At 38.5% G+C, this 19,877-nt stretch carries 17 protein-coding genes; 15 read left to right on the plus strand and 2 right to left on the minus strand.

The features are described 5' to 3' along the window. Nucleotides 1-76 precede the first annotated feature (76 nt). From ACI6MV_RS05455 to ACI6MV_RS05465, 3 genes are read left to right on the plus strand one after another with little or no spacing between them, the layout of a single operon-like run. On the plus strand, nt 77-754 hold the full coding sequence (locus ACI6MV_RS05455; RefSeq protein WP_407269123.1) for an ABC transporter ATP-binding protein: 678 nt from the start codon (nt 77-79) through the stop codon (nt 752-754). A 19-nt stretch (nt 755-773) separates the two neighbouring features. Further along, nucleotides 774-1,151 carry a hypothetical protein gene (locus ACI6MV_RS05460; RefSeq protein ID WP_407269125.1) on the plus strand — a complete coding sequence of 126 codons (378 nt, stop codon included), beginning with the start codon at nt 774-776 and terminating at the stop codon, nt 1,149-1,151. 56 nt (nt 1,152-1,207) lie between these two features. After that, nucleotides 1,208-3,826: an ABC transporter permease family protein gene (locus tag ACI6MV_RS05465; protein WP_407269127.1), complete on the plus strand. Its 2,619-nt coding sequence runs from the start codon at nt 1,208-1,210 to the stop codon at nt 3,824-3,826. Nucleotides 3,827-3,956: 130 nt separating this feature from the next. Here the strand turns inward: ACI6MV_RS05465 and rnhC are convergent, their stop codons facing one another. Beyond that, the gene (gene rnhC / locus ACI6MV_RS05470) at nt 3,957-4,883 is read right to left on the minus strand and encodes a ribonuclease HIII (protein WP_407269128.1); all 927 of its coding nucleotides are present in this window, start codon (nt 4,881-4,883) and stop codon (nt 3,957-3,959) included. A 125-nt stretch (nt 4,884-5,008) separates the two neighbouring features. Between rnhC and zapA the strand changes: the two genes are divergently transcribed. The 11 genes from zapA (at nt 5,009) to uvrC (ending at nt 17,983) form a co-directional block, all read left to right on the plus strand. After that, nucleotides 5,009-5,278 (plus strand): cell division protein ZapA, encoded by a 270-nt coding sequence (gene zapA, locus ACI6MV_RS05475; RefSeq protein WP_407269131.1) that lies wholly within the window; start codon nt 5,009-5,011, stop codon nt 5,276-5,278. Beyond that, nucleotides 5,275-5,802, plus strand: coding sequence for a CvpA family protein (locus ACI6MV_RS05480; protein ID WP_407269133.1), 528 nt, complete (start codon nt 5,275-5,277; stop codon nt 5,800-5,802). The genes zapA and ACI6MV_RS05480 overlap by 4 nt, the downstream gene beginning before the upstream one ends. 223 nt (nt 5,803-6,025) lie before the next feature. After that, complete coding sequence (polX, locus tag ACI6MV_RS05485; protein WP_407269135.1) at nt 6,026-7,735, plus strand: DNA polymerase/3'-5' exonuclease PolX; 1,710 nt, start codon at nt 6,026-6,028, stop codon at nt 7,733-7,735. Between the two features lie 28 nt (nt 7,736-7,763). After that, complete coding sequence (locus ACI6MV_RS05490; protein WP_407269136.1) at nt 7,764-10,106, plus strand: endonuclease MutS2; 2,343 nt, start codon at nt 7,764-7,766, stop codon at nt 10,104-10,106. A gap of 69 nt (nt 10,107-10,175) precedes the next feature. Then, nucleotides 10,176-10,583 (plus strand): DUF350 domain-containing protein, encoded by a 408-nt coding sequence (locus tag ACI6MV_RS05495; protein WP_407269138.1) that lies wholly within the window; start codon nt 10,176-10,178, stop codon nt 10,581-10,583. A gap of 251 nt (nt 10,584-10,834) precedes the next feature. After that, nucleotides 10,835-12,529 (plus strand): AMP-binding protein, encoded by a 1,695-nt coding sequence (locus tag ACI6MV_RS05500; protein WP_407269140.1) that lies wholly within the window; start codon nt 10,835-10,837, stop codon nt 12,527-12,529. A 93-nt stretch (nt 12,530-12,622) separates the two neighbouring features. Beyond that, a complete protein-coding gene (locus tag ACI6MV_RS05505) occupies nt 12,623-13,207 on the plus strand; it encodes a fatty acid metabolism transcriptional regulator FadR (RefSeq protein WP_407269142.1) in 585 nt (194 codons plus the stop codon). A 13-nt stretch (nt 13,208-13,220) separates the two neighbouring features. Then, nucleotides 13,221-13,997: an electron transfer flavoprotein subunit beta/FixA family protein gene (locus ACI6MV_RS05510; protein ID WP_407269143.1), complete on the plus strand. Its 777-nt coding sequence runs from the start codon at nt 13,221-13,223 to the stop codon at nt 13,995-13,997. A gap of 21 nt (nt 13,998-14,018) precedes the next feature. After that, nucleotides 14,019-14,999, plus strand: coding sequence for an electron transfer flavoprotein subunit alpha/FixB family protein (locus ACI6MV_RS05515; RefSeq protein WP_407269145.1), 981 nt, complete (start codon nt 14,019-14,021; stop codon nt 14,997-14,999). A 778-nt stretch (nt 15,000-15,777) separates the two neighbouring features. Continuing rightward, the gene (trxA, locus tag ACI6MV_RS05520; protein ID WP_407269147.1) at nt 15,778-16,092 is read left to right on the plus strand and encodes a thioredoxin; all 315 of its coding nucleotides are present in this window, start codon (nt 15,778-15,780) and stop codon (nt 16,090-16,092) included. Between the two features lie 97 nt (nt 16,093-16,189). Next, on the plus strand, nt 16,190-17,983 hold the full coding sequence (uvrC, locus tag ACI6MV_RS05525) for an excinuclease ABC subunit UvrC (protein ID WP_407269149.1): 1,794 nt from the start codon (nt 16,190-16,192) through the stop codon (nt 17,981-17,983). A 496-nt stretch (nt 17,984-18,479) separates the two neighbouring features. On the opposite strand, the gene ACI6MV_RS05530 is transcribed toward uvrC, so the two are convergent. After that, a complete protein-coding gene (locus ACI6MV_RS05530; RefSeq protein WP_407269151.1) occupies nt 18,480-18,908 on the minus strand; it encodes a YslB family protein in 429 nt (142 codons plus the stop codon). A 346-nt stretch (nt 18,909-19,254) separates the two neighbouring features. Between ACI6MV_RS05530 and ACI6MV_RS05535 the strand changes: the two genes are divergently transcribed. After that, nucleotides 19,255-19,875 carry a succinate dehydrogenase cytochrome b558 subunit gene (locus ACI6MV_RS05535; RefSeq protein ID WP_407269153.1) on the plus strand — a complete coding sequence of 207 codons (621 nt, stop codon included), beginning with the start codon at nt 19,255-19,257 and terminating at the stop codon, nt 19,873-19,875. The last annotated feature ends 2 nt before the right edge of the window (nt 19,876-19,877 follow it).

Genomic DNA, 19,877 nt, shown 5'->3' on the forward strand with positions numbered 1-19,877 from the left:
TTTTAATAGTTTAATAGGATAATATTAATAATAATAAATGTCTGAAAATTAAATTTATAAATAGAGGATGAGTGATATGACAATCCAGTTGGTTGATGCATCCATTACATTCGATGGGGTAGAAAAGGTCGAGGCACTAAAAAATATCTCGTTGACGATAGAAAAGGGCGAATGTCTTGCAATATTAGGTCCCTCAGGTTCAGGAAAAACCACCTTGTTAAATGTAATTGGTGGCATGCTTCTTCTTACTAATGGAGAAATTTTAGTTGATGGACAAGCACTTCAACAGCTAACAAATAGTGAATTACAGACCTTTAGAAGAACAAAAATTGGATATATTTTTCAAGACTATCGTTTGTTTGATCAATTCACGGTGCTAGAAAATGTAATGCTACCACAGTGGCCATATCAAGCGAAAGCAACGATTGAAAAAAAGGCTCAAACATTACTGACAGAACTGCAAATCAGCCATCGTGAAAAAGCATTTCCATCTGCGCTTTCAGGTGGTGAAAAGCAACGTGTCGCAATAGCTAGAGCCATGCTACATCAACCAGATATTTTATTATGTGACGAACCGACAGGAAACTTAGATGCAGATAATCGCAATAATGTAATGGAGATTTTAGAAGCGCTTCGTGAGCAAGGAATCACGATTATTGTGGTGACACATGACCAAGAAGTAGCCAAAAGAGGCACAAAGGAATTATTTATTCGTGATGGAGAGCTAGTATTGCCTAATGCAAAGGTAAATTAAAGAATGGAATTGAAAAGAGGTGAATACTATGTTAAAAAAATTATTTGCTACTGCACTTACTCTTTTTCTATTGGTGGGTTTTGCAGGAGGAGTCAGCGCAGCAGCATATATTAGTCCATCTAGTCAGGATATTTATGGAGCATCGGCAAATGCATATTGGTCCTTTACTTGGTCCAATGGATCAACTCCTAGACATATTTCGTTCCGCCCTACTTCTGGGTTAAGCTATTACTCAATAAACGATCAAACTGATCTGTCTTACATGTCATATAATTATCGATATACAAGTAACAACGCGTCTAAGCTGTACTATCCATCAATAATAGTATCAGACTATTACGATGGAAGCATTGTAGGTACAGATACTGCTACGGTACACAAACGATTGAGTAATTAGTTTTGTAAGGGTGACCTAAAAGGTCGTCCTTCACAAAAACTTTAGGAGTGGATATGATGCACCGGTTAACCTTACTTCAACTACGCCGCAACAAATGGAAGCATTTTTTCTTTTTCCTTGCGATGCTACTTGTTTTTGTAACTGTCCCTCTTGCATTGAATTCCTTACAAGGTGCACACAAGCAAGTGGAATCAGATATTACTTACTATGCTAGAGGTAGCTACGATTTACTTGTTCGACCAACCGATACAAAACATCCATTGGAAGAAAAGTTAGGTATGGTACCAGAAAACTATATAGGTTTTGGCAAAGGGGGTATCTCCATTGATACATGGGAAACGATTAAGGATCGAGAAGATATTGAAATCGCTGCTCCAGTAGCCTCACTTGGCTATTTTTCCGGTGTCAAATCAACCTTTGCTATTTACCCGCCTAAACAAGATTATCTCCGCTACATAATGGAGTTTGCAACGACTGATGGTGTTAATACGTATCATATGGAACCAAATTATATGTGCGCCTTACTGAAATATGAGACAGAGCATACGACATATGAAGATATATTTAATCATAGTGATTTATTGAATAGTTGTAAAGGAATTCCGACTTTCCCTATGCCTGCAACCTATCATTTAGTTGTTGGAATTGACCCCATAGAAGAAGAAAAACTAACTAATACATCATTCTCTAGTATTGATCCTAATGCTGCATTAACAGGTGCTGGAGCAATGTATGCCGCTGATTACCCAAACGCAAAACTCCTTCCTGTAATGGAAGTTATTGATGGTAATGCTTCTTTAAAAGCAAATCTATCTATTAGCACACTAAACTTAACCACTGATGATATTACACGCTTTAGGAACGAATTAGGTTTAGTCAATCCTTCTGAATCAGAAGACCCTTTTTTACCAACTAGTTTTTATCAAAGATGGAGTACCCCAGAATATAATGATCTAGTTGAAGTTATATTATCACTAGAAGCCCAAGAACAACAAGATTACGACCTTGATTTATCTTCTGAAGTCAATGCATTTGATCAAAATGAAGATGGAATATACTTCACAGAAGATGAAACACTGGACCTAATCTCTAACCACACGGACCTTTTTAGCCAAGGGTATTTCATCGAGCGGAATATGAATGTTTCAACTGTATATTATCAAGCTAGCCAACTTCAATACAATGTAAATGAAGGGAATTTATCCGTCAATATATTGGACAATAGAAATGGGATACCAACATATCGGGAATTGATAAAACACGGAAATACAATGGCAGAGGTATTTGAAGAAGATAATGCATTAAATCCTGAAGATATTGCCTTTATCCCTGACCCTGTCGATAAGGTAGAGATGGGAGAAAAAGAAGCACAATTAGCTGCAAGTCCTTTAGGTATTTATCAATTTGCACCTGCAAGATATATCGGAGATGGAAAAGATAAGCCGATTGAATTAGAGCCTACTATGACTCCTGGAAGCTATGTTACGCCTTCTGCTAAAGGTCTAACCAATATGGAAGCAGCAGTTGCCATGAAGGGCGATGAACCGATTGACGCCATTCGAGTAAAAGTGGCAGAAATTGAGAATTACACCGAGGAAGCAGCTCGAAAAATCGAAACGATTGCTGAAGATATAAGAGACATGGGCTTAGATGTTACGATTGTAGCAGGTGCTTCTTCGCAAATGGTAGAGGTGGATGTAGAAGGTATCGGACTTGTCGAGGAATCTTGGACAACACTGGGTGCTGCTGGAACGATTGTTAGCGAGTGGAGTATCACGAATCTTGTCTTAGCAATTCTTTTTATTTTCGTAGGTTGTGCTTATATTCTTAATCGCTTTGTCTTCTGGCGTATCACAAAAGAAAGGGACACATTATTACTTTCTCAACTTGGCTGGACCAATCAACACATTAAAACATTATGGAGTAATGAAATCTTAAGTATTCTATGTGGATCTGCCATTATAGCTATCCCTTTCTTAGCTGGTTTATATCAGTTAGGAGATATAACATCCACTATATACCTTTATCAAATTGGGATTGTGCTAGCAACTGCAATATTTGTTTGGATTTTTGTTCGTAATGCAGTACCTCGGATGATAAGCCAAGAGGATACTAAAAACAAAGCGATGAAGCAAGCGAAACAAATCAAGCGAAAAACGCTAGTTAGTAAAAATATAAGCTATTATTGGCGCTATATTGTCTCCGCGTTCATCCAATTGTTACTTGTTAGTGCATTAGCAACTTTTGTCTATCTTGCGATTACCGAAACAGTTGAACAAACAAACACAACTGTGTTAGGGCAATACATTAACGTACAAGTTAATCATTGGCACCTTATCCTTGTCGTTTCCGCTTATATATTAGCGTGTATTACTTTAATTGAGGCCTTCATGTCAATAATAAAGACAAGAGAAACAGAAATAAAACAATTTTTATCTATCGGCTGGCGAAAGAAAGATATTTTCAGTCTATACATGAAAGAAATTATTCTGTGGACAGGATTTGCATTGTTCGTTGGAAACATCTTAAGTATCTTACTGTTTATAGTTCTCTATTCGATAAACGTAACCATTTTCATTGTAGCCGCGTTATCGTTTATTAGTTTATACGTATTCATTATTTTGCTAGCAATGATAATGGTATGGCGTTATATAAGTAACCCATTAAAAAAATAAATAAAAAACCAAGCAAGAAGCGACATAAACACCGCTCTTTGCTTGGTTTTTTAATCATAACTAATAGTAGGTTATGTGAATTACTAACGAGGAATGTTTGTTAAATCGGTTCCATTAGATATGTTAACGGCTACAAATATTTTTCCGCTTTCTTCGTATTAGCAAAATGGATCTTCGCATACTTATACAATTCAGCACTACCGCCACGTTTTAAAATAGAACCGGCTACTTGATCAACTTTTGCAGATGCTCCCTTTGGTATAGTCATTCCTGCAAGCTCTGACAATTTATCCATCTCTTTTACAAAGCTAGCGCGTGCAATGATCGAGCCTGCTGCAACAGCAATCGAATAGCTTTCTGCTTTCGTCATAAAGTAGACATGATCCTGTAGCTCTAATGCTTCGGATTGTAAATGCTTTTGATATACGCCTGGCTCTGAAAACTGGTCAATCAAAATACCGTCGGGCTGCACAGGGTTTATTTTTCCAAGTAGCTTCGAAATCGCATGGTGATGAAGGATCGTTTTCATTTTTCCTTGTGACCACCCCTTCGCTTGGATCTTGTTATATTTTTCATTATGTAAAATAACTAACGAATACGGAATTTTCATGCTCACTAGTTCTTTTGCAATGCTTTTTATCATATCGTCCGTGAGGTGTTTGGAGTCTTTTACACCAATTTCCTTTAATAACGGGATTTGTTCGGCTGTCACATAGGCAGCTGCGACTGTAATTGGTCCAAAAAAATCGCCTGTGCCTGCTTCATCTGAGCCAATATGGGAACTAGTAAAAAGTGAATTTGGTGGTGCAAACGCATGCCCTTTTGCCGAACGACTCTTGCTTTTAGCAGCAGCTTCAGCAGTTCCCCACTTGTTGGCATCCGCTTCCGGTGCTTTTCCTTGAAATAATACTTTACCAGAGCGATAAGCGGTAATCGAGCTATTACTAGTTTTCGCAGAAAAAACAGCACCAGGAGGGGCGGTTTTTAACGCTGAAGCGTAATAAAGCTTTAATTCTTCTATTTTTTGTTGTGATAAGTTAAGCACAATTTGCGGCATACTATCTCTCCAATCCTAACATACCTTTCATAAGCTTAAGATATCATATCACAGAATAGTTTCCTAATTTATGAACTCATGTTAATATTAAGTTTAGGATTTAATAGAAACTAGGGGGTATCTCCGTGTCCCATTCTGACAAAACACGCACAACCGTTGATATATATGGAAAATCTTACACGATCATAGGACAGGAGCCTGCACATCACGTTCGAATGGTCGCGAGCCTTGTTGATCAAAAAATGAGAGAAATCTATGATGCTAATCAAAAACTAGACACGAATAAATTAGCTGTATTAACAGCGGTAAATACAATGAATGATTATTTAAAATTGAAAGAAGAATACATAGAATTACTAGACCTATATGAAAAGAAAGAGGACGTAAAAAAATGATTGATTTAATACTAATAATAGTACTAGTACTTGGGGTTTTGATTGGACTAAAAAGGGGATTTATTTTACAAGTATTTCACCTGATTGGTTTTATTGTTGCATTTATCGTGGCAGCAATCTTTTTCGATGATATTGCTAAGCAATTGGACTTATGGATACCTTATCCAGAATTACCGGCAGATGCAACGTGGGCTGTTTTTGTTGATACACTTCCATTAGAAGCTGCGTTTTATAATGCAATTGCTTTTGCTGCTTTATTTTTCGTTACAAAAGTCGTGTTACAAATTATTGCCTCGATGCTTGATTTTGTAGCAGATTTACCGATTTTAAACCTACTAAATTCATGGCTTGGCGCAATTTTAGGGTTCGTTGAAATTTATTTATTAGCCTTTGTGTTTCTTTATATCGCTGCACTTTTACCAGTTGCCTTCGTACAATCGCTTATTGAGCAATCATCTATCGCAGCATTTATGATAGACAACACGCCGATTATATCGAAGCAAATAAGTAATTATTGGTTCTAACATACTATAAGACTAGTAACATTCGTATATTCAGGGTGAACCCCCTGCAACACTAAAACCCTTGACATCTTCACATGCAAGGGTTTTTAACCGCTATTCGTGGGTATCATTTTCTAGTTTTAACAAAAAGTAAATATTATGTAACACGGATTGATTTATTATAGCAAGTTGTAACTTTTATTGTGAGAGTTGATTCTATTCGTAACGTTAAGGGTGGTACAGTATGACTGTAGATAAAAAAGATGTTGTGAAATTATTAGAGACGATTGCTGTTTATTTAGAGTTGAAGGGTGAAAATTCATTTAAAATCTCCGCATATCGAAAAGCTGCACAAGCACTGGAGACGGACGACCGTTCGCTGGCAGAAATCGATGATTTCACCAAGTTGAATGGGATTGGTAAAGGAACAGCTGCAGTAATTGATGAATATATTGAAGATGGCGAATCTGATGCACTAGAGCAGTTAAAAGAAGAGGTGCCGAGTGGTCTAATTCCTTTATTACAAGTGCAAGGCTTAGGTGGCAAAAAATTGTCCAAGCTGTATCAGCAATTAGGTGTGATTGACGCATCTTCCTTAAAAGCAGCAATCGATCGAGGAGATGTGGAACAATTGAGCGGATTTGGAAAAAAATCTGCAGAGAAGATTTTAAAAGCACTCGAAGATGTAACGAGTCGTCCCGAGCGCTTACCAATTGCTTTTATGATGCCAATTGTTGAGAAATTAGAGCGCTATTTACAAACAGTAGACGATATAACCAATTTTTCAAGAGCTGGTAGTATAAGACGCATGAGCGAAACGGTCAAAGATTTAGATTTTATTATCGCCACGGAAAAACCACAGCATATAAAAGAAGCATTATTATCAATTGATAATATCAAAGAAACGATCGCTGCCGGAGATACGAAGGTTTCCGTTGTATTGGAAGAAGGCTATGATGTTAGTGTGGATTTCCGGATTGTTGAGCCGGAAGAATTTGCATCAACATTGCACCATTTTACGGGTTCAAAGGACCATAACGTGGCGATGCGACAGCTTGCCAAAGCACAAGGTCTAAAAATAAGTGAATATGGTGTGGAAAATAATGAAACGGGAGATATAACTACCTTTGATAATGAGGAAGCTTTTTTTGCCCATTTCGGCTTAACATTTATCCCGCCGGAGGTTAGAGAGAATCAAGGAGAAATCGATGCTTTCCGTAGCTCGGTAGAACTGGTAACTTCTGCTGATATTCGTGGTGATCTGCACATGCACACAACGTGGAGTGATGGTGCGCAATCGGTGGAAGAAATGGTTTTAGCAGCAATAGACAAAGGTTATGACTATATTGCGATTACCGATCACTCGAAGTTCTTGCGTGTGGCAAATGGCTTGAACGAAGATAGAATAAGTCAACAACGAGAAGAAATTGATCGTTTAAATGAAAAATATAACATTCATATTTTTTCTGGTATCGAGATGGATATTTTACCAGATGGTAGTCTAGACTTTGAGGATACATTTTTAAAAGAAATGGATTATGTCATTGGTGCGATTCATTCCAGCTTTAATCAATCACAAGAGCAAATTATGAATCGTTTGTTTGCTGCGCTCGACAATCCATACGTTAACGTAATCGCACATCCGACTGGTCGTTTAATAGGGCGCCGTGATGGCTATAACGTTGATGTTGAGGCATTAATAGAAAGAGCGAAAGAAACGAACACCGTGCTTGAATTAAATGCAAATCCGAATCGATTTGATTTATCATGGAAATGGCTTAAACATGCACAAGAACTTGGGGTTAAGATCGCGGTTAACACTGATGCCCATAATTATCGAAGCTTAGATTTTATGAACGCAGGTGTCGGAGTAGCGAGAAAAGGTTGGCTAAGACCGAGCTCTGTTATTAATACTTGGACGAAGGAACAGCTACAGGAATTATTTAAGAAATAACAGAACAGAGACAAAAGGAGCAATCCTCATGAATAGACGAATATTTAAAGTACTAGAATTTAATAAAATTATCGACAGATTATCATCTCAAGCAGCTTCATCGCTCGGTAAGGAAAAGGCAGCAACGTTAATGCCATCAACGAACCTGGAGGAAGTAATTAATTGGCAGCAGGAAACCGATCAGGCTGCACAGGTGCTGCGTTTAAAAGGAAATGTACCACTTGGTGGGATTTTCAATATTAAACCGAGTATAAAGCGGACAGTTATTGGTGGTACGTTAAATCCACAAGAGTGCTTGGATGTGGCGAGTACGATTTATGGTGGCAAACAAATCAAGCTGTTTATCGATAATATAGAAGAGCCAGAAATGCCGATAATAAGAGAATTGACCGAGCTGATCGTTCCATTAAATGAACTAGAAAGAAAAATTAAAAGCTGTATTGATGATCATGGCCATGTGATGGACGGTGCATCTGATAAGCTACGGACGATTCGTACGAAAATACGGACAAATGAAAGTCGTGTCCGAGACAAGCTTGATTCTTTAACCAAAACGAAAAGTAAAATGCTTTCTGATGCGATTGTGACAATCCGTAATGATCGTTATGTGTTGCCGGTTAAACAAGAATACCGGGGTGCGATTGGTGGTATTGTTCATGATCAGTCGGCTTCAGGGGTAACACTTTTTATTGAACCACAGGCAGTTGTTGATCTGAACAATCAGCTCCAAGAAGCTCGTGTTCAGGAGCGAAATGAAATAGAGCGGATTTTGCGAGACGTATCACAAGCAATTGCTGCTGATGAAGCGTTTCTATATCAAAACGTAGAAGCGTTGGCACAAATTGATTTTATTTTTGCACGAGCTAAACTAGGACAATTAATGAAGGCTGCTATGCCAACGATGAACGATCAAGGGATCATCCGTATGAAACAAGCACGCCATCCACTTATTGATGGTGAAGAGGTTGTTCCTAATGATGTAGAAATTGGACAGTCATTTACTTCGATTGTCATTACTGGACCAAATACGGGGGGAAAGACGGTCACCTTGAAAATGGTTGGTCTTTGTACGTTAATGGCACAATCGGGCTTGCAAATACCGGCACTCGATGGCTGTGAAATGGCAGTTTTTAATGACGTGTTTGCTGACATTGGTGATGAACAGTCGATAGAACAGAGTCTTAGTACATTTTCATCTCATATGACGAATATTGTGGATATCTTAAAACATGTAGACGAACAAACCCTCGTCTTATTTGATGAGCTTGGTGCAGGGACAGATCCGCAAGAGGGTGCTGCACTTGCCATGGCCATTTTAGACGAAGTGGTTCACCGCGGCGCAAGAACAATTGCCACAACCCATTATCCTGAATTAAAAGCATACGGCTATAACCGAGAAGGTGTTATTAATGCCTCTGTTGAGTTTGACGTGCAGACATTAAGGCCAACATACAGGTTATTGATAGGTGTTCCAGGCCGAAGTAATGCCTTTGAAATTGCTAGTAGATTAGGACTAGAAGAACCGATTATAACGACCGCTAAAAGTCATATAGGAACAGATTCTAAAAGTGTAGAAAATATGATTGCATCTTTAGAAGATTCCAGACGAGCAGCGGAGAGAGATTATGATGAAGCAGCCCAAGTATTAGCAGAAGCTGAGGATCTTAAGCGCGACATAGAAAATCAATGGTCAGAATTTGAGAGCAAGCGCGAGGAAATGTATAAAAAAGCAGAACAGAAAGCTGAAAAAGCAGTGCTGAAGGCTAGAGAAGAAGCAGAATTGATCATCTCCGAGCTTAAAACAATGAAAAATAGTGCTGCAATTAAAGAGCATGAATGGATTGAAGCGCGGAAAATGCTCGATGAAGCTACCCCTAACTTGTCGAACAAACAAGCAAAAGCACAGACAAGCAAAGTGAATGAAAGTCATTCTCTGCAGCCTGGTGATGAGGTTATGTTATTAAAGCTTAACCGCCAAGGAACAATCACTGAAAAAATTAGTGAAAAAGAATTTCAAGTGCAAGTTGGAATTATGAAAGTAAAAGTGAAACGAAATGAGCTGCAATTCGTAAAGAGAGAAGAGCCTTTAGTTCAGAGACCAATGGCTACTGTCAAAGGTGCTGGTTATCACGTTAAACCGGAGTTGGATTTAAGAGGAGAACGATTCGATGAAGCGCTCCACCGATTGGAAAAATATGTGGATGATGCTTTATTGGCTGGCTATCCACGCGTGTCGATCATTCATGGTAAAGGCACAGGAGCTCTAAGAACAGGTGTACAAGAATTTGCGAAAAGACATTCGAAAGTAAGTTCGTATCGTGCAGGTGAAATGAATGAAGGTGGCAGCGGTGTTACGGTGCTAGAATTTTAATTGATTCTAGCCGAAGCCATTTGAATTGGCTTCGGCTAGGTGTAAAACAATTCTGAAGGAGCTGGTAAGATGGATGGTTTTTGGGAAAACACATTTGTTGAAACTGCAGCAAGATATAGTGTAGCAGTTCTCTGTTTAATCGTTTTTCTGGCGTTGTTTGAAATCGTAACAAAGTATCGTAACTGGGAAGAAATTAAAAAAGGGAATTTTTCTGTTGCGATGGCCACAGGTGGGAAAATTTTCGGGATTGCCAACATTTTTCGCTATTCGATCGAACATAATGACACGCTTTTCGAAAGTATGCTTTGGGGCGCGTTCGGCTTTTTCTTACTTCTGACGGGCTATTTTATATTTGAATTTTTAACGCCTACATATAAAATTGACGAAGAAATTGAAAGAGATAATCGAGCAGTTGGGTTCATCTCGATGGTCATTTCCGTAGGTTTGTCGTATGTAATTGGGTCGAGCATTGGCTAGAAAAAGGAGATAGTGATGAAAACATTAGCAATCATATTAATTATTGTTTCTGTGATTTTTCTTATAATTGGAGTCAGTTACGTATTATAAACATATATATAAGCGGTGTAGGAGAGAAGTTTATTCTTCCAAATACACCGCTTTTCTTTGCTTTCTAAAATTAGGACAGGCAATTGTATTATTTAATATTTAAAAAAGTATGAAAAGTAGTTATAATAGACGTAATAAGTAAAAGGAGGTTGATGATTGTTATGGTTAACAAAGTTTGGCTTTCTAATTATCCAAGTGACATTCCGACGAGTTTGGAATATCAAGAACGCCCGCTTCATGCCTTCCTAGAAGATCAAGCAAAACAGAATCCAAAATTGAAAGCGCTTCATTTTATGGGTAAAGAACTAACCTACGAACAAGTATACGACCAAGTGTGCAGGTTGGCAGCATATCTACAGAAATTAGGTGTTGAAAAGGGTGATCGAGTTTCGATTATGCTTCCCAATTCACCGCAAGCAGTCATCGGTTATTATGCAGTATTGATGATTGGCGGCGTGGTCGTGCAAACTAACCCCTTGTATCAAGAAAGAGAGCTTTCGTATCAGTTAAAGGATTCAGGATCTAAAGCGATTATTTGTCTTGACTTATTATTACCTAAGGTGAAGAAAGTTGCTGAACATACCTCTCTAGATCACATCATTGTAACCAAAATAAAAGACTATCTTCCATTTCCCAAAAACGTTTTATATCCACTTGTGCAAAAAAAGCAAAAGCAACTGGTAGTTAAAGTGGAAGCATCTGAGCATACACATGTATGGCAAAAAATTATCGAAGGTGGGCAACGTGAAATTGAAGTTCCACAAATTAACCCGAAAGAAGATCTTGCGTTATTACAATATACAGGGGGCACTACCGGACTACCCAAGGGAGTAATGCTTACTCATTTTAATTTAGTATCGAATGTTGAAATGTGTAAATTATGGCTACACAAGCCGAAAGAAGAACAAGAAATTGTGCTTGGTGTTTTGCCGTTTTTTCATGTGTATGGCATGACAACCGTGATGAATTACGCAGTTTTAACTGGGTCTAAAGTGATCTTATTGCCGAAATTTGAAGTGGAAGACGTGTTAAAAACAATTGATAAACAACGACCAACTGTATTTCCTGGAGCACCTACGATTTATATTGGCATATTAAATAATCCCAAGTTACATGAATATGATTTATCTTCCGTAGAAGCGTGTATTAGTGGTTCAGCTCCATTACCGTTAGAAGTGCAAACCAAGTTTCAAAAGATAACATCTGGTCGTTTGATTGAAGGTTATGGTTTAACAGAGTCTTCACCTGTTACACATGCTAACTTTTTTGCAGAAGGATTAGTAGAAGGTGGAATCGGTGTACCATGGCCAGACACGGATGCTAAAATTGTTCGAATGGATACGATGGAAGAAGCAGAAGTCGGCGAAATTGGAGAAATTGCAGTTAAAGGACCACAAGTGATGAAAGGTTACTGGAATCAACCGGAAGAGACCGATCTTGTTTTAAGAGACGGCTGGCTATACACTGGTGATATGGGCTATATGGATGAATACGGTTGTTTCTATGTGAAAGATCGGAAAAAAGATATGATTATTGCTGGTGGGTATAACATTTATCCAAGAGAAGTGGAAGAAGTGTTATATGAACATCATGCGGTCCAAGAAGCTGTTGTAGCTGGAATACCGGATCCTTATCGAGGTGAGACGGTTAAGGCATATGTCGTGTTGAAAGCAGATGCCACTTTATCGGAGGAAGAACTAGATGCTTATTGCCGTAGCCAAATAGCTGCTTATAAAGTTCCGCGCATCTATGAGTTTAGAAATGAATTACCAAAAACAGCTGTTGGTAAAATACTGCGCAGACAATTAATAGAAGAAGAAAAAGCGAATTTCGCTCGTGAAGATCAAACCGTATAATCCTTGATCTCGTCATTGACAAATAAGGATTCTGCAAGTAAACTAATTTATGAATGATTATTCATTCATAAATTAGTAAAATGAGGGATCAACATGAAGCAAACCAAACCGAAATTCAAACAAATAATTGATGCTGCTGTAGACGTCATAGCAGAGAATGGATATCATGCATCACAAGTATCAAAAATAGCAAAGCATGCAGGTGTAGCAGATGGAACGATTTATCTTTATTTTAAAAATAAAGAAGACATTCTCGTTTCCATGTTCCGAGAGAAAATGGGGCAATTCATTGAAAAGATAGAACAGGAAATTGCCGAACAAACAGATGCAAATGGGAAGCTGCTCGCATTAATTCGTGCGCATTTCACGCAATTGTCCCAGGATCATGCCTTGGCAATCGTCACCCAGTTAGAGCTTAGACAATCGAATCGTGAGCTAAGATTGCATATAAACGAAGTGTTAAAAGGATATTTACACTTGATCGATCAAATTGTTGAAGATGGAATTAAAGAAGGAACGTATCGCTCTAATATATCCATTCGTTTAGTTCGCCACATGATCTTCGGCACATTAGATGAAACAGTGACAAACTGGGTTATGAAAGACCAAAAATATAATTTATTAGATCAAGTAGATGAAGTGCACGAGTTAATCGTTCACGGCTTGTCAAAACGCTAGGAGGGAAGAAAACATGAATATATATGTATTAATGAAAAGTACCTTTGACACAGAAGAAAAAATCTTTGTTACGGATGGTCACATTGATGACGATGGTGTAGAACGAATCATTAATCCATATGATGAATATGCGATTGAAGAAGCGATTGTTTTACGAGATCAGCATGGCGGCAGTGTAACGGTTGTTACAGTAGGTGATGATGAATCAGAGAAACAATTACGAACCGCACTAGCTATGGGCGCTGATCAAGCTGTGCTGATTAACACTGAGGAAGATGACATTAAGGTAGTTGATCCTTCTATGACAGTTGAATTGTTAACGGCATATTTAAAGGATCAGGAAGTCGATATAATTTTAGCTGGAAATGTTGCAATTGATGGTGCAAGTGGTCAGGTGGGACCGAGGCTCGCTGACCGCTTAGATATAGCGTGTGTGACGACGATTACAAAGATAGCAATTGATGGAGATCGTGCTGAAATTGAACGAGATGTTGAAGGCGATACGGAAATTGTAGAAGCAAGCTTACCTTTGTTAGTAACGTGTCAACAAGGATTAAATGAGCCGAGATATCCTTCGTTACCGGGGATTATGAAGGCAAAGAAAAAGCCGTTAGAGAAACTTGATTTAGATGATTTAGAGCTTGATGAAGATGATATCACAGCTAAGACGAAAACGTTGGAAGTATTCTTACCACCGGAACGCCAAGCGGGTAAAGTGCTTGAGGGAGAAATTAATGATCAAGTAATAGAGCTTGTAAACTTACTGAAAAGTGAAGCGAAAGTACTGTAAGAGAAAGGGGATGCCTTTTAAATGACGAATAAAGTACTTGTCATAGGAGAAGCGAAAGAAAATCGGTTGCGAAATGTAACTTTCGAGGCAATTGCTGCAGCTAAAGTGCTTGATGAAAATGCAGAAGTAGTTGGGGTGCTTTGTGGGGATACGGACTTGGAGGCATGCGCTACGGAAATGGTTCAATATGGAGCAGATCGTGTCAAAGTAATTTACAATGAAATTTTGAAAACGTATACATCTGGTGCGTATGCACAAGCATTGTTGCCTGTGATTAAAGACGAAGCTCCGACTGCAATTTTAATGGGGCACACAGCGATTGGTAAAGAGTTAACGCCTAAATTAGCAAGCAGGCTAAATGTTGGCTTAGTTTCAGATGTGACAGAGCTGGAAAAAGTAGGTGACCAAGTCGTCTTCACGAGACCTATCTATTCGGGCAAAGCATTTGAACGTAAGGTTGTTATAGAAGGAACCGCGTTCGCAACAATCCGTCCAAATAATATCGCACCATTAGAGCGGGATGAAGCTAGAAGTGGAGAGGTCTCCACAATTAATGCAGACATTAACGATTTGTCCGTAATTGTTAAGGAAATAATCAATAAAACAGCAACAGGAGGAGATTTATCAGAAGCTCGAGTCGTTGTTGCTGGCGGGCGTGGTGTGAAAAGTAAAGAAGGTTTCGACCCGCTATATGAACTGGCTGATGTTCTAGGTGGAGTGGTTGGTGCGTCTAGGGGAGCCTGTGATGCAGATTATTGTGACTACTCCTTGCAAATAGGGCAAACAGGGAAGGTTGTAACACCGGATTTGTATATCGCTTGTGGTATATCTGGTGCAATTCAGCATTTAGCAGGAATGTCGAATTCAAAAGTAATTGTCGCGATTAACAAAGATCCGGAAGCAAGTATTTTTAATATTGCAGATTACGGCATCGTTGGTGATCTGTTCGAAATAATACCAAAACTCACCGAAGCGTTTAAAGAGTTAAAAGTACATTCTTAAGTAGCAAGTGGCAGGCAGTAGCAGAATTTTCTGCTGCTGTTTTTGTTTTTTAGGAATACTTTTTGCGTAAGGCTCTTTTTGTAAACTTAGTTGCTATTCGTCATTGACGGACACGTCGAAGTTGTTCTTGCTTTTCACTCAAGCTGTTCTTTCAGCGGGGAAAGTCATCACCGGTCTATGATTAATGCAAACAAGCAGGCTAGCAATGTTCCCGAACACAGGAGCGCTTATTTTACCAGTGACAGGATTTGCAGAATTGATAAGCTAAAAAGCTTTTAGCGGTCACAGGGGACCTTATTTCACTTGAAATACAAGTTTTGATAATTTGGCGGACACCAGAGCCCTTATTAACCAATAACAGTCTACTACCGCAAGGATTATATTGAAATAAGCGCGCTGTTGGCCACACAATTCTTATTAGGTACTTTTTGTCACAAATAAGGGTCGTGGTGGCCGTCGAGTAGTAGCTCAGCAATTCTTTCCTAAGCGTGATCTCCACAGCGGCGTTTTAGCACAGTGCCGCGCGCATTAAGCACTACGTCGAATACTATATTTCTCCTGCAATACCAACAATCTTCTAGAAATCAGCATGTAGAAAAATAACTAAAAAATAGGCCACGTGCAGCTCCGTCTCATAGGCTTCTGTTCATTAAATTGCTTTGGAATTATATTATTTTTAAAGGGAAAAGTAAAAAAGAAGCAAACTATTACCATTATCATGAATAGGATGATATACTCGAACGTGAAATGAGTAATGTTTACAAGGAGGATGAAAATAATGGCAATTGTAAAAGCTACGGATCAAAGCTTTAATACAGAAACTAGCGAAGGTGTAGTGTTAGCTGATTTTTGGGCTCCATGGTGTGGGCCTTGTAAAATGATCGCACCGGTACTAGAAGAAATAGACAGCGAAATGAGCGATCAAGTTAAGATCGTCAAACTAGATGTAGATGAAAACCAAGAAACAGCTGGTAAATTCGGTGTCATGAGTATTCCAACACTTCTTTTATTCAAAGATGGAGAAGTAGTTGACCAAGTTGTTGGCTTCCAACCAAAAGAAGCATTAGTAGAATTAATTAGCAAACACGCATAAGCTTCTGCAGACTTTTTGAATAATCCCTTGTTACGGATGTAGCAGGGGATTATTTTTGATATAATAAGCTACACATTGTATAGGGGAGGTTATAAACATGAACAATCAAATAAAAGAAAAACTAGCCGTGCTCCCCGCTCAACCTGGTTGCTATCTTATGAAAGATAAACATAATACCGTCATTTATGTAGGAAAATCAAAACTATTGAAAAACCGTGTGCGATCATACTTCACTGGAGCCAATGACCAAAAAACACAGCGGCTTGTGCAAGAGATTGTAGATTTTGAATATATTGTCACATCATCTGAGATTGAAGCACTTATACTAGAAATGAATTTAATTAAAAAATACGATCCGAAGTACAATGTACTATTAAAGGATGACAAATCCTATCCGTATTTAAAAATTACGGCAGAAGAGCATCCTCGTCTCATCGTGACACGTAAAGTTAAAAAGGATAAGGGAAAATATTTCGGCCCATATCCCAATGTGATCGCTGCTCGCGAAACAAAAAAATTACTAGACAGACTATATCCACTGCGAAAATGTAATCAGATGCCAGACCGTGTTTGCCTATATTACCATATGCATCAGTGTCTTGGACCTTGTGTGTATCCAGTTTCCAAAGAAACGAACAAGAAAATCGTGCAAAGTATTACATCGTTTCTTGGTGGAGGACATAAGCAAATTAAAAATGATTTGAAGCAAAAAATGCTTGATGCTTCCGAAGAACTCGATTTCGAGCGTGCAAAAGAATTGCGAGATCAAATTCAGCATATCGAATCGGTCATGGAGCAGCAGAAGATGACGCTGAAGGATCAGGTTGATCGTGATATTTTTGGCTACGCATACGATAAGGGTTGGATGTGTGTCCAAGTTTTTTTTGTTCGACAAGGAAAGCTAATCGAACGTGACGTATCGATTTTTCCGTTTTTTGATGATCCTGAGGAAACGTTCATGACCTTTATCGGACGATTCTACTTGCACCATAACCATCCGAAACCGAAACAAGTGCACGTTCCGGCACCGACAGATAATGAGTTGTTAAAGGAACTGTTAGAGGTTGACGTTCATATTCCTTATCGTGGTAGAAAAAAAGAATTAGTCGAACTTGCAGGTAAGAACGCTCAAATTGCATTGGAAGAAAAATTCTCTCTAATCGAACGCGATGAGGAACGAACAGTGAAAGCAGTAGAGCAACTGGGGGAAATATTAAACATTGAGATACCTCATCGAATTGAAGCGTTTGATAACTCAAACATTCAAGGAACAGATCCCGTGTCAGCAATGATCGTTTTTGTTGATGGACGTCCTTACAAAAAAGATTATCGTAAATATAAAATAAAAGATGTAAAAGGCCCGGATGATTACGAGACCATGAGAGAAGTTATCCGAAGAAGGTATACGCGTGTATTAAAAGAAAACTTGCCATTACCTGATTTGATCGTGATTGATGGAGGTAAGGGTCAAATGAATGCCGCTTTAGACGTGTTGGAAAATGAATTAGGTTTAGATGTGCCATTATGTGGACTTGCAAAAGATGACAAGCACCGGACTAGTGAATTGCTCTACGGCAGTCCACCACAAGTCGTGCAGTTAGATCGACAGTCACAACCGTTTTATTTGATTCAACGAATTCAAGATGAAGTGCACCGATTTGCGATCTCTTTTCACCGTCAATTACGCGGAAAAAGCGCATTTCGCTCTGAACTTGACCAAATACCCGGTGTTGGTGAAAAGCGGAGAAGGCAGCTATTAACCCATTTTAAATCGATAAGAGAAATAAAAAATGCGTCTGTGGAAGATATAAAAAAATTAGGAATACCAGCTCCGACTGCTACACTAATTTTAGAACACTTAAATACTCCACAAACGGATGAAAAAGCGTAAGCCTCTATATAATGAGGCTTACGCTTTTTTCTGAAGATAGGTAAAAGCTGTTATTGTGTAAAACGTAGTACTTATTGGGTGCTAACTAACTACCTCTATGGAAAAATTCGCGGGGAACGTCTCAGGCTCCTCCCTCGCAAAGGTCGCTCACTGCGTGGCTTCTACAGTTCTTTTCTCGCTATTGTGGAGTATTTTTCCGCAGCTTGGTAAGTGAGTGTGAGTTTGACGGCCACCAGTGCACTTATCTGTGGCAAAAGAAACATAATTAGAATTTTGCGGCCACTAGCGCGTTTATTAAAGGGAGATTGTTGCTTTGGTAGCCCGTTATTGCTAAATAAGAGCTGTGGTGACCGACAAACTATCAAAACTGGAATGAAAGGTGAAATAAGTGCTTATATGGCCGCTCAAATCAATTAGTCCCTAGCTTGGGTATAGTTTTCTATTATTCATTAAGTTGAGGAGAACAAACGTAGCTAAAAGAGCTCTTCTGTTCTTATCACATCGAATTAATAACTTGAAAAACTACCATTTGCTTTTTGCCTTTACGCTCATCTAAACATTCACAGGCTGTTTCATTTATTTGTTGGATTGCCTGCGCTAGAAAACCTGCCTCGAGTCGGTATTCTACTGGTAATTTTGCTTCTTCTCTCTGTGCAATGGGTTGACCGGTTAGTTCAAATACTAATTCGTTTCTTTTTTCTTTCTTTAACTCAAGGGTTCCCCATCCCATCTGAGCAAAAAAATCGACGACAGATTCTAGTGAATCTAAATGATAAGTTCTTGCTAGGTTTTTTCCCATTACATATAAGATATTTTTAGCATCTTTCCCAAGTAAATCAGGTAAGCAAACGTAGCGTAATAAATCATGGCCTGCCCCTGTAGTCTGTAACTGGTTGAGTTGTATCGGTTTTTCGTTTGGAGACATGTAATTCCTTCCTTTCTACCATAGCAATTACCCCCATATTCACGTGATGTATGGAGGATAATTGCTAGATGAAAGCATGATAACAAGCTTTCTATCCTATCAGTATTATCGCTTTAATCAGCTGCATTTGCAAGTTAAAGTATTGGTAAATATCGTCTAAAACCTACATATAAACAGTTCGGCTCTCTTGACGCTTATCGGCGTTAGAAGTACAATAAGTGTGTTATAAATATATACATGAATCTTACATTAAGATGCTCAATTACATATAAAATAAAGCGCTTTATTGTAGGGAATGTATATTCGTTTCTATCAGGTATATTAAATTTGCAAGAGGGGGGTACATATGTCAGAGAGACGGGAGTTTGCTTATCGTAGGTTACATTCATTTTTAGGGGTTTTTCCAATAGGGATCTTTTTAGTGCAGCATCTATTTATTAATCATTATGCTGTATATGGAGCGGAAAGCTTTAATAAGGCTGCACACTTCATTTATAATCTCCCATTTAGACCGTTGCTTGAACTATTCGTAATTTATATTCCGATTCTGTTTCATGCCATTTTAGGGGTATATATCGTGTTTGTTGCTAAGAACAATGCAAGACGTTATGGTTTTTTCCGTAACTGGATGTTTTATTTGCAACGTGTAACCGGTATCGTTACATTGATTTTCCTTATTTGGCACGTATGGGAAACACGAGTAGCCATCGGGCTTGGGAATGCGGAACTAGACTATAGTTTAATGGAGTCTATTTTGTCTAATCCATTTATGTTCTGGTTCTATATATTGGGGGTAATTTCTACAACATTCCACTTTGCTAATGGATTATGGAGTTTCCTCGTAACGTGGGGAATTACAGTTTCACCTCGTTCTCAACAAATAGCAACTTATGCGACTTTAGGTGTATTTGTTGTTGTAACATATCTTGGCGTAAGATCATTAATTGCTATTGCATATGGTGTTTAATT

It is taken from the genome of Radiobacillus sp. PE A8.2 (assembly GCF_045635475.1).
Classification (GTDB): domain Bacteria; phylum Bacillota; class Bacilli; order Bacillales; family Amphibacillaceae; genus JBJGXI01.